Annotated in this window: 11 protein-coding genes; 10 read left to right on the top strand and 1 reads right to left on the bottom strand. The window is 65.8% G+C overall.

The window, feature by feature from the left end; translation table 11 throughout:
* The first annotated feature begins 66 nt into the window (after positions 1–66).
* From ACFVH2_RS22250 to ACFVH2_RS22205, 10 genes are all read left to right on the top strand, one after another.
* Entirely contained in the window at positions 67–885 is an 819-nt protein-coding gene (locus ACFVH2_RS22250; RefSeq protein ID WP_378427056.1) for an SDR family NAD(P)-dependent oxidoreductase, read from the top strand.
* 161 nt (positions 886–1046) lie between these two features.
* On the top strand, positions 1047–2027 hold the full coding sequence (locus tag ACFVH2_RS22245; protein ID WP_378427058.1) for an alpha/beta hydrolase: 981 nt from the start codon (positions 1047–1049) through the stop codon (positions 2025–2027).
* A complete protein-coding gene (locus tag ACFVH2_RS22240; protein ID WP_378427060.1) occupies positions 2020–2745 on the top strand; it encodes an SDR family NAD(P)-dependent oxidoreductase in 726 nt (241 codons plus the stop codon). The genes ACFVH2_RS22245 and ACFVH2_RS22240 overlap by 8 nt, the downstream gene beginning before the upstream one ends.
* 86 nt (positions 2746–2831) lie before the next feature.
* The gene (locus tag ACFVH2_RS22235; protein WP_378427062.1) at positions 2832–4484 is read left to right on the top strand and encodes a flavin-containing monooxygenase; all 1653 of its coding nucleotides are present in this window, start codon (positions 2832–2834) and stop codon (positions 4482–4484) included.
* A gap of 57 nt (positions 4485–4541) precedes the next feature.
* Positions 4542–5585: a 2Fe-2S iron-sulfur cluster-binding protein gene (locus ACFVH2_RS22230; RefSeq protein ID WP_378427064.1), complete on the top strand. Its 1044-nt coding sequence runs from the start codon at positions 4542–4544 to the stop codon at positions 5583–5585.
* A 45-nt stretch (positions 5586–5630) separates the two neighbouring features.
* On the top strand, positions 5631–6734 hold the full coding sequence (locus ACFVH2_RS22225; protein ID WP_378427066.1) for an alkene reductase: 1104 nt from the start codon (positions 5631–5633) through the stop codon (positions 6732–6734).
* A gap of 254 nt (positions 6735–6988) precedes the next feature.
* Positions 6989–7519: an SRPBCC domain-containing protein gene (locus ACFVH2_RS22220; RefSeq protein ID WP_378427068.1), complete on the top strand. Its 531-nt coding sequence runs from the start codon at positions 6989–6991 to the stop codon at positions 7517–7519.
* A gap of 3 nt (positions 7520–7522) precedes the next feature.
* Complete coding sequence (locus tag ACFVH2_RS22215; RefSeq protein WP_378427070.1) at positions 7523–8272, top strand: SDR family NAD(P)-dependent oxidoreductase; 750 nt, start codon at positions 7523–7525, stop codon at positions 8270–8272.
* A 533-nt stretch (positions 8273–8805) separates the two neighbouring features.
* Positions 8806–9318 carry a DUF664 domain-containing protein gene (locus ACFVH2_RS22210; protein WP_378427072.1) on the top strand — a complete coding sequence of 171 codons (513 nt, stop codon included), beginning with the start codon at positions 8806–8808 and terminating at the stop codon, positions 9316–9318.
* 191 nt (positions 9319–9509) lie between these two features.
* Entirely contained in the window at positions 9510–10532 is a 1023-nt protein-coding gene (locus tag ACFVH2_RS22205; protein WP_378427074.1) for a hypothetical protein, read from the top strand.
* A gap of 175 nt (positions 10533–10707) precedes the next feature.
* On the opposite strand, the gene ACFVH2_RS22200 is transcribed toward ACFVH2_RS22205, so the two are convergent.
* Positions 10708–11625, bottom strand: a complete 918-nt coding sequence (locus ACFVH2_RS22200; protein WP_378427076.1) for an esterase/lipase family protein — start codon at positions 11623–11625, stop codon at positions 10708–10710.
* Between the last annotated feature and the right edge of the window lie 301 nt (positions 11626–11926).

Here is an 11926-nt window from a genome sequence, read left to right as displayed (position 1 = left end):
CCATGACCTTTACGCGTCGGGTCCGCGAAAATCGGCGCCGTACGCAGTTCCTCGATCGGAGTACGTATGACTCAGAACCCTGCGCGGTCCGCCGACCGCGCCGACGGTGACCGGATCGTCGATTGCCTCAGTCGGTTCGACCTGTCGCGACGCCGATACCTCGTGCTCGGTGGCGGACAGGGAATGGGGCGGCAGGTCTCCCATGCACTCGCTCAGCTCGGCGCCACCGTGATCGTCGTCGACATCGACCTGAGTCGTGCCGCCGGCGTATGCGCGGAAATCGGTCCGGCGGCCACGGCCGAGCGGGTTGACGCCACCGACGACACGGACATGGCCGCGTTGGCCGGGCGTGCGGGTGAGATCGACGGCATCGTCGACGTCATCGGCATGGCGCGGTACGGACCCCTGCTCGACATCACCGACGACGACTGGAGTTGGGCGGAGTCCATCGTTCTCCGCCACGCGGTCCTCACGATCAGGCATTTCGGCGCCCGGTTCCGCGACCGCGGCGATGGGTCCATCACCTTCGTATCGTCGGTCTCCGGAATCGGCAGCTCCCCGGTGCACGCCGCCTACGGGGTGTACAAGGCCGCACTCGGATCACTGGTCCGCTCCGCGGCAATTGAGCTGGGGCCTTCAGGTATTCGCGTCAATGCGGTGGCCCCCGGTTTCGTACTCACGCCCCGGATCGCGGCAATCCTCGACGTCGATGCGCTCGAGAACACTCGCACCCAGATACCGCTTCAGCGGGTGACGATGCCGGCCGACGTCGCGAGCGCCCTGGTCTTCCTGGTGAGCGACCTCGCCCGGACGATCACCGGACAGGTGATGGTCGTCGACGGCGGGGCCACCACCAAGTATCCGTACGACATGTCGGGTTTCTGAGTCGGCCGACCGGGCCCCTCGGGGATTGTCCAGCTTTGCCGGTTGACGAAGAAGTAGCCAATGGCTACAGTTCACTCGGGAACAGTGACCGCGGTCACGTCACTCCGTATCGGTCGCGGTCGACCGATGGCATTCACCCCCTAGCCCACAAGGAGGAATCGATGTCGTACGCCGTCGATCCCGAGTACCTGCCGATGCTGGGATTCCTTCCGCGCCTCGACGTCTCCGACGCCGTAGCGGCGCGCACGCTCGTTCGCTCGATGGGCGCGGAGGATCCGATGGCGACCGTGCCCGCGGCCGTCGTGGTGGAACGTCGGACAGTGCCGGCAGCCGACGGGGCGGGCATCGAACTCGTCGTGTTCCGGCCGGAACACCGCATCGAGCAGCCGCTCCCCGGTATCGCGTACTTCCACGGCGGAGGGTTCGTCTTCGGTGACGCGAACACCGACGTCCGGGTTCCGTCGGCACTCGCTGCAGACCTCGGTGCAGTGGTGGTGTCGGTCAACTATCGCCTCGCTCCCGAGTACCCGTTCCCGACGCCGTTCGACGACTGCTTCACCGCCCTGACTTGGATGGCCGGCGACAACGACCTCGGGATCGACCCGGCCAGGATCGCCGTCGCCGGGATCAGCGCCGGCGCCGGACTCGCTGCGGCAGTAGCGCTCAAGGCACGCGAAAGCGGCGGTCCCACAATCTGTTTCCAGGCACTGGACTCGCCCGTCCTCGACGACCGCCTGCTCACCGCATCGGCGACCGAGTACACCGATTCCCCGCTGTGGAACCGCCAGAATTCGATGGACAGTTGGTGCCACTACCTCGGGGCCGACGCCGACCGCGATCGGACATCGGAGTATGCGGCTCCGGCGCGCGCACGCGACCTCACGGGATTGCCGCCTGCCTACATCGCGGTGTCCTCGTACGATCCCCTCCGCGACGAGGGGATCGACTACGCACAACGACTGACTCGCGCCGGTGTGCCCACCGAACTGCGGTTGCACCCCGGGACCTTCCATGGATCGTCGGGAGTGTTCCCGCAGGCGGCGATCTCCCAGCGGATCGACGCCGACTACACGGCCGCCATCCGGCGAGCGCTGTACAGCTGGGCCACGAGTACACCACTGACATCGGAGAATCATGCCTAATCGTTTTGAAGGAAAGGTCGCGATCGTCACCGGTGGCGCACGCGGGCAGGGTGAACAGGTCGTTCGGGCGCTGGCACGTGAGGGCTGCTCGGTCGTGATCGGCGACGTCCTCGACGATCAGGGAAAGGCGGTCGCCGACGACCTCGGCGCGTCCGTCGTCTACACCCGTCTCGACGTGACGTCCCCGACCGACTGGGCGCAGGCAGTCGCAGTGGCGACGTCGACGTTCGGCGGGCTCGACGTCCTCGTCAACAATGCGGCGATCTACCGCAGGCAGCTGCTCGAGGACGAGACCGTCGCCGACCTCGACAAGGTCCTCGACGTCAACCTGCACGGACCGTTTCTCGGCATCCAGGCCGTCATCCCCGCCATGCGCGCCCGGTCCGGCGGGGCGATCGTGAACGTGTCGTCGCTCGCCGGAACCACGTCGTACCCGGCGCACGGGTCGTACAGCATGTCCAAGTGGGCCCTGCGTGGACTGACGAGGACCGCGGCGATCGAGCTCGCGCCGTCGAACATTCGGGTGAATGCCGTTCTCCCCGGCAACATCCGGACCGACATGTCGCCGACGACCGGCTCCGCCGATGCCCCGACCGGTTTGAAGCGTCAGGCGGACCCGCAGGAGACCGCGAACGCCGTGGTGTTCCTCGCCTCGGACGATGCATCGTTCGTCAACGGCACCGACGTCATCGCGGACGGCGGCGCCCTACTCGGGTAGCAGCGCCACCCTTCCCCCCCCCAACCCGACCCCGTCAGCCGACCACATCACGTGCCGCTGATGCAGATCCCGATCTTTGGAGACACATGTCCACCTCGAATCCGGCAGCCGACCCCACCGCCCAACACTTCGACGTCGTCGTCATCGGCGCGGGATTCAGCGGAATGTATGCGCTGCACCGTCTCCGCCAACAGGGTCGACGGGTCGTCTGCCTGGAAGCCGGTGACGGCGTCGGCGGAACCTGGTTCTGGAACCGCTACCCGGGCGCCCGCGTCGACATCGAAAGCATGCAGTACTCCTACTCCTTCGACGACGACCTCCAGCAGGAGTGGGAGTGGTCGGAGCACTTCTCGCCGCAGCCTGACCTGGAGGCATACGCCAACCACGTCGCCGACCGATTCGAGCTGCGCGAGGACATCCGGTTCGAGACTCGTGTCAACGAGCTGACCTTCGACGAGGCAGCGGACGAATGGCACGTTGGCACCGCACAGGGCGAGCGATTCGTCGCCAAGTACGTGATCGCGGCCACCGGCAGTCTGGACGTCTCGAACGTCCCCGCCTGGCCCGGTCTGGACGGTTTCCGCGGCGAGGCGTACCACACGTCGCGGTGGCCCAAGGGGGGCGTCGAGCTCGCCGGCAAGCGCGTGGGCCTGATCGGCACCGGTTCCACCGGCATCCAGCTCGTCCCGGAGGTGGCCGCCGTCGCCGACCACCTCACCGTCTTCCAGCGGACCCCGAACTTCAGCCTCCCTTCGTTCAACCGGGAGCTGGATCCCGAGTACGTGCGGGAGTGGAAGGCCGACTACCCCCTGCGCCGCCAGGATGTGCTGAAGACCCACGGCGCCGTGCTGATGAGCAACGCCGCCGAGCAGCGCTCGATCTTCGACTACACCGCCGACGAGCGCGAAGAGGTGATGGAGCGCGCATGGAACGCCCGGAACGGACTCGAGTTCATCCGTACGTTCACCGACACCTCCATCGACCCGGAGGCGAACGAGATTCTGGCCGAGTTCGTGCGGAACAAGATCCGTGCCGTCGTCGACGACCCGGAGACCGCCGAGCTTCTGTGCCCCAAGACCTATCCGATCGGCGGCAAGCGGATCTGCGTGGACTCCGGCTACTACCAGACGTTCAATCGGGACAACGTGAAGCTGGTCGACGTACGGGCGCATCCCATCGAGGAGGTCACCGAATCTGGGATTCGCACAGACGATTCTGACTACGAGCTCGACGTGATCATCTTTGCGACCGGATTCGACGCGATGACCGGTTCGATGCTGAAGCTGAACGCGACCGGGCAGGGCGGGGTACGACTCGCCGACAGGTGGGCCGACGGTCCGAAGACGGTCTTCGGGCTGATGACCGCCGACCTCCCGAACCTGTTCATGGTGCACGGGCCCGGTAGCCCGTCGGTCCTGGCGCAGATGATCACCACGGGCGAGTGGCAGGTCGACTGGATCCTGCGAACCATCGACTACCTCGAGGACCATCAGATCTCTCGTTTCGGTGCCACCTCCGCGCAGGAGGACGGGTGGGCCACCGAATTGGACACCGTCGCCTCACGCACGATGCACTCGAAGACGGACTCCTGGTACACGGGCGCGAACATTCCCGGCAAGCCGCGAGTGCTGCTGATGTACGTCGGCGGATTCGAGCGGTACTCCAACTGGTGCACCCGAGCCACGGAGCAGGGGTACGCAGAATTCGACAAGAAGCAGCGGGTGGTGTCTCTGCCGTAGGGCCGGCCCTCGAATACCGAATCAACGACGAACCACCGAGAGGGTAGGCGACTGAACGTGAGTACATCGCGAGGCGCCGTCATCGGGCACGAACTGACCGTTGCCGACGTTATCGAGGAAACCTCGGACTCCAAGTCGATCGTGCTGCGGCGGCCGGATAAATACCGTGAACTCTTCACCTACCGGCCCGGCCAGTTCTTGACCATCCGTATCCCGAGTGACCGCACTGGGCACATCGCCCGGTCGTACTCGTTGTCGAGCGCCCCCGACGTCGACGACGATCTGAAGGTGACCGTCAAGCGCACGGCCGGCGGATACGGCTCGAACTGGTTGTGCGACAACGTCACACCCGGGAGCCTGATGACCGTCCTGCCCCCGTCGGGCCGGTTCACACCCGCAAGCTTCACCGACGACCTGTTGCTGTTCGCGGCAGGCAGCGGCATCACGCCGATCATCTCCATCCTGAAGACCGCCTTGCTCCGATCCGACTGTTCGGTGGTGCTGTTCTACGCGAATCGCGACAGCGGCTCGGTGATCTTCCGCCGGGAGCTCGACGACTACTCCGACAAGTTCGGAGACCGACTGACGGTGCACTACTGGCTCGACACCATCCACGGCTTTCCGTCGCAGGAGGGAATTGCCGAGTTGGTGGCGGACGACTCGTCATGTGAAGTCTTCGTATGTGGCCCTGCGCCATTCATGGATACGGTGGCTGCGGGTCTTCGTGCAGCGGGTGTGGCGAAGGAACGTCACCACCAGGAAGTGTTCGTGTCGATCTCGGGCGACCCCTTCGAAGCACCCCGGCCGATCGCGGGCGATCAGTCGGACTCGGTGGTCGACACGATCGTCCACCTGGCCGGCGAATCTCATCAGTTCGGCTGGCCGGTCGGCCGAACTCTCGTCGATGTGCTCTTGGATCGCGGGGTCGACGTCCCGTTCTCCTGCAGATCGGGCGAGTGCGGTTCCTGTGCGTGCACTCTCGTGTCCGGCAAGGTCGTGATGGAGAACGCGGACATCCTGGACCCCGCGGACATCGCCGAAGGCTTCGTGCTCGGGTGCCAATCTCGTCCTGATTCGGGGCCGATCGAAATCGAGTTCTGAAATCCGAATGGTCTCTGAAACCAACCTTTGAGAAAGTGACATCGAATGACTCGGTTGTTCGACAATTTCCGACTTGGTGACATCGTTCTCCGAAACCGCGTGGTGATGGCCCCCATGACCCGTGCCCGAAGCGTCGACACCATCGCGGGTGCAGTGACCGCGGAGTACTACCGCCAGCGCGCGACCGCAGGACTGATCGTCACCGAAGGAACACCGATCTCCCCGGAAGGTCAGGGGTATGCGTACGTTCCCGGTATCTGGTCCAGGGAACAGGTCGCCGGATGGCGCGGGGTAACCGATGCCGTCCACAACGAGGAGGGCCGCATCTTCGCCCAGCTCTGGCACGTCGGCCGTCTGTCGCACACCTCGCTCCAGCCTGGACGGCGCCATCCGGTCGGTGCCGGCGCAGCACCGGCCCATGAGGGCAAGACCTTCGCGTTCACCGACGACGGCACGGTCGGCTTCGTCGACGTGAGCACGCCCCGGCCGTTGTCCACGCAGGAAGTAAGTCGGGTTGCTCGTGACTTCGCCTGCGGTGCAACCAATGCGCGGGAGGCCGGCTTCGACGGCGTCGAGCTGCACGGAGCCAACGGCTACCTGTTCGAACAGTTCCTCAACCCCTCTACCAACACGAGAACCGATCACTACGGTGGGTCGATTCGACATCGTGCCCGGTTCCTCCTCGAGACCGTCGATCGGGTGAGTGAGGCGATCGGTTCCACCCGTGTCGGACTTCGGCTGTCGCCCTTCGGTGAGCTGTTCGACATGCCTGCCTACGCTGAAACCGCCGACACCTACCTGTATCTGGCATCCGAGCTGTCCCGCCGAGACCTTGCCTACGTGCATCTCGTCGATCAGCTTCCATCAGGTGATCGCCTCATCGACGTCGACTTTCTCGCCGCTGTCCGAGCCGAGTACCGGGGAACGATCATCTTTGCCGGAGGCATGACCCGAGAACTGGCGGAGGAGCTGGCGGCGAAGAACGTGATCGATCTCGCCGCGTTCGGGCAGCCGTTCATCGCCAACCCCGACCTCGTCGAGCGCTTGCAGAACGGGTGGCCCCTCACGACACCCGATCGGGACTCGTACTACGGCGGTGGTGCGGAGGGCTACCTCGACTACCCGAGGTTCGACCCGGCGACCGTGTGACCCGCCGTCGCGTTTTCCGAAGGCGTCGTCCAACAACGCAGAGCGAGAAGGACTCTCACCGATGATCGATACTGCGCCGTCTCCCGCCCAGTGGCGGGGCGTGGACCTGGGTACCCGAGTGTCGTCCTGTCCGGTGGCCGAGCCGTTTTCGCTTGATTCCCAACACCGTCGACGTCTGCGAACGAGTCCCTGGACTTGCTCGCTCACGCCGATCGGTGCCGAGTTAGTTAGTTCCGCTTCTCACTGGAGGTTCAATGTCCGAATTGCACATCCCGAGTTACGATCCGGCCACTCTTGTTCGATCCGTAGCGGTCGAGATCGAGGCGCCTGCGAGGGTCGTGTGGGAGGTTCTCACCGACCTCGACAGTTATCCGCACTGGAACCCCTTCTGCGTGTCGGTGAGGTCGACGCTGGAAGTGGGTGCGCCCGTGGAGATGACGCTGGCGGACTACTCCGGTGGCACGGGAACGTTCCCGCACACCGAGTACGTCTGCGCCGTGGTGCCGGAGCGCCTGCTGTCCTGGGAACTGCGGCCCACCGAGGTCTCCCGGGACGCAGCCCGACGTGACCAGGTAATCGAGCACATCGACGAGAATCGTTGTCTCTACTACTCCACGGACGCGTTCCTCGGTGAGGCGGCGCAAGAGATCATGGAGGAGAGCGGCGCTTGGGTGAAGAGTGCATTCGACGACACCGCCGTGGCACTGAAGGAGCGGAGCGAGGCCCTTCACGCCGACCGCCGTCGTGAAAATCTGCGGTCCGGCACGATGGCTCGGAAAGGCTGAGCGATGGCACACCGCATGCAGGACAAGATCGTCATCGTCACCGGCGGATCGTCGGGGCTGGGGCGAGCGACGGCCGAACTGATGATCGCCGAGGGTGCCCGTGTCGTCATCGCGGACATCAACGCGGAGGCGGGGGAGGCGGTGGCGAACACGATCGGTGCGGAATTCGTCCGTACCGACGTCGGCGACCCGGCGGAGGTCGAGGCTCTGGTCGCCGGCACCGTGGCCCGGTTCGGGCGCCTCGACGTGATGTGCAACAACGCCGGTGTCATCGCCACCGCGCCGGTCCTCGATACGACAAACGAAGCTTTCGACCGCATGGTGACCGTCAACTTCGGAGGGGTCTTCTACGGCACGAGGGCGGCGGGTCGGGTGATGGTGGAGCAGGGATTCGGCGCCATCGTCAACACCGCCTCGAACGGCGGGTGTTCCCCTTCGGAAGACATGGCCGTCTACAGCGGTACGAAGGCGGCGGTGGTGGCACTGTCGAAGGCATGCGCCATCGAGCTGGCGCCCAAGGGTGTCCGCGTGAACACGATCTCGCCGGGAACGATGCTCACCGGCATGGTGCCGGACGTGGATGGAATTGTCGAGGTTCTCGACAAGCTCCAGCCCGTCGGATACGCCGCGAATCCGGCTCAGATGGCGGCAGGGGTCCTGTTCCTTGCCTCGGACGAAGGTAACTACGTCACCGGTCACGATCTGGTCGTCGATGGAGGGGCGACCGCAGGTCGACGCGCGGTAGGAGTCTGAATCGCGCCGGGAGCGACGTCAGTGAGAAGAGGAATGGGCGATCGGAGTAGGTAGAGACGAGCCGACGGGGGTTCGAACCTCGACGAGGTTCGAACCCGCGTCGGCTGGACAAGCGGCGCTTCCTGCTTCAGAGTGCGTTGATCCGATCCCGCCACCGACCGGAATGCGCCAGTGACCGCATGATGTAGTGATCAAGATTCCGGAACCCGAGCGCGTCCATTCCGAACCATCCATCTCTCTCAGAGGCCCAGATCAGATCTCCCTCAACTCACTCACAGGTCCAGCAGGCCCGTCGGTGACGCCGCCGCCGATCGTCTCTCGGAGCTGGCGGGTCGGCTCCGTCGATCGGCGGGCCACGACTGGACCGGCGCCATCTTTACCGACTGGTCAACCTGTCCAATCGGCATGCAGCCCTGATCGACCCGCCATCGGTGAACACTCCTCAGAGCCCTGACCAGCCAGGGATCCGAAACCTCCGCCCAGATCGCCGATCGAGGACCGAAATCGTCCGCAATCGCTGCCACGCTGGGTCCATGACTACCCCCGACGAACGCGACGTCCTCCTCGGCCTGCTCGCCCGCCAACGCGCGGCCCTGCGCGGCGCCCTCTCCGGGCTCACCGAAGACCAGGCCCGAAGTGTGCCCAGCGCCAGCTCGATGAGCCTGGCCGCCCTGCTGAAACACGTTGTCCGCGGCGAGGAGCAGGCGCTCGCGCTGCTCACCGGCGAAACGGGCGACGCCGATCCCGACCCGGTCGCCGGCTGGCTGGCCGGCTGGCAAGTGTCCACGGAGGAGACCGTCGCGACCCTGCTCGCCCGGCAGGACGCGGTGGCCGCGCGGATGGCGGCGCGGGTTCGAGCCGAGGACGATCTCACCCGGCGGCCCGCCATCCCGGCCGAGGTTGCGCAGTGGTTCGACGCGGGCGTTCACGACGTGCGGTGGTTGGTGCTGCACCAGATCGAGGAGCAGGCCCGACACGCCGGTCACGCGGACGTGATCCGCGAGTCGATCGACGGCGCGCAGGCGGCCCAGCTCACCGGAACCTGACCAATTTGCGGATGCGACCGAGCGCAAGGTGGCGAACGAATCCGAAGCTGCTCCGGCTCGACCACGCTGAACGGGCGCTGCTTTGCACTTCGGGTCAGCCTCGGGAGTGCTGGGCCTATTCGACCGAGCGGGTGCGGATCGCTTGCCGGTGGGCACTGCAGATGTGAGTCCCCATGGATAGGATTTGCCGCATGCCGATCGGGGTGGGAGAAGTTCATCGGATTCACAGGTTGCTGTCGAGCGCATGTGCGGCGGCCGCCGTCGCGGGACTGATCGCGACCGCTCCGGTCGCGCACGCAGAGACCGCCGGCTCCTCGCACGCGGAGACCGATGGCAGTTCGTGCGCGCAGGGCTGGCAAGCCGATATTCTCGCGTCGGGTCTGGGCGGTCTGGAGAATCTCGAGCCCGACGGGTTCGGCGGCTTCTACTTGTCCGGCATCGTCAGAGGCGTCCTGTACCACGTCGATTCCAGCGGCGAGGTCGCCACACTGCTGTCGGGTCTGGACAATCCGGCTGGGTTGCGGCTGGTCGGTGACGACCTGTACTTCCTGACCGGCGACGGCACCGCATTCACCGGCACCGGCACCCTGCGGCGCTACGACGTGACCACCGGCGCGATGACCACGCTGTTGACCGGGCTGGTTCAACCCAACGGGTTGCTGCTGCTTCCCGACGGGGACCTGCTCATCTCCCACCTGTCGATTCCCATACCGGTGGGCATGAGCCGGTATCGGCCCTCCACCGGTGAATTCACCCCGCACTGGTCGAATACGCCCTACCCCAACGGTATTGCGCTGACAGCGGACCGGACAGCCATCTACACCGAGAACGACTTCACCTCGCAGGTGCTGAGGATTCCGCTGGATGCGCCGACGACCGCAACCGTGGTCGCCGGCGTTCACGACGGTCTCTTCCCGGGACTCGACGACATCGAGGCCACCCAGGCCGGGCAGCTCTACCTCGCCGGCGACACCTCCGGCAGCGTCTACAGCATGGATACGGCAACGGGCTCGACCTGCACCATCGCTTCCGGCTGGCAGACCTCGAGCCCCATGCCGCCCAACGGCCCGACCTCGGTCCGGATCGCCCGCGACGGACAGGGCTGGGCGCTGTATGTCACCAGCATCGACGGCAACCTACGCCGCCTGCGTCCCCCGCCCGGCGTCGACCTCACGCCCGTACTCGCCGACACCGACGTCCGCACCCCAGACTGAGCCTGAATCGCGCGGCCGTGGGGTGGATGCACGGTCACAGTAGGCCCCGACCGCATGCTCATCGGCTACTTCAGGACGCGGCTGAGAGGCGACCGGCGCAGGTACAACTCGTCCCGGCTGATCTTGATCCTTGGTGACGCGGTTGTCCCAGACGCACCGCCGTCCGAGCGGCCCGTCAGTTCACAGTCCCCACCGGCGCCGGCAACACCACCGCACAAACCGCGCTCCCACCCCGCCCCGGCTCCAGTGCCTCCCGCACCACCTCGATCGCCACCGGGTCGTACGGCAACTGCAGATGATCGGCATAATCGGTGGCGCACCGATCTTGCAGGACCTCGTTTCGCACATTCGGACCGTCCGACAACAGTCCGGTGAGGTACGGCGTCGCTACCTCGTCGTATCGGGACACGATGTCGGTGAAATGCACATCCGGCACCCGCGCCGGGTCGGGATTCAGCTCGGCGAGGAACGGCGACGCGGCTGCCAGCTGGCGACACTGTGCACACACCCGCGAAAGCCCGTCCGCCGCACCCGCAATCGTCAACAGACCGGACGTCCCGTCGAGATCGGATCCGTGGAATGGAGTCCCGAGGCTCACGAGGTTGCGAACCGACTGCGCCCCGCCGAGTTCGGTGAGGTACCAGAAGGCGACGGCCCCGCCGACCGAGTGCGCGACGATGTCGACCTTGGGGGCACTGGTCGCTTCCCGTACTCGTGTGACGAACGCGTCGACTTCGCGGGCGCTGTCCTGCACGCTGGCGAATCCGCCGTAGCCACCGAACGTGGTCTTGCCGATGGTGGTGCTGAAGACGCAGTACCCGTCGTTGGCCAGCAGCGGTGACAGCGTCTGCCAGGCCAGCGTGTCGGTGGAGGCGAACCCGTTCAGCAGGACAACAGGATTCGGATGTTCACGGCTCGGCTTGCACGACATGTCGTTCGCTCCCGGCGGCGCCTGCCCCGGGTGGGTGAGCTGTGCTGCCACACCGTCGAGATAGCCATGCGGAACGGGATACGTCGGCTCAGCCTGCGCCGTCCCACCTCCCGCAGCAAGGGCAAGGGCCAACAGGACACCGACCACCGTCGTCCTACGCATCGCCGTACGCCTCCCGATATCGAGTCAACGCCACCACATCTTCGGCCAGAACAGCCCGGTCACCGTCCGGCGACCGAGAATACGCCAATTCGATTGCACGATCTCCGAATTCGACCGCCAGCAAGGTAACAACCCAGTCGGTACCGACGATGCCGAGCAGCGCCAGGCCTAGCTGTGTCGTGCGATTCGGACATGCCCTGAGAACGGCGGCCGCGGGCCGCGGGTGGCCGAGTCGGTCAGGGCTCGAGCACGTAGCGGCTGCGTGTCCCATCAGCGACGGCCTCCCCGCCGCGGAGTCGCC

The organism is Rhodococcus sp. NPDC127527, assembly GCF_042672245.1.
Taxonomy (GTDB): Bacteria; Actinomycetota; Actinomycetes; order Mycobacteriales; family Mycobacteriaceae; genus Rhodococcus_G.
Note: the sequence above shows the minus strand (reverse complement) of the source record. Positions and strands in the feature narration are given on the sequence as shown.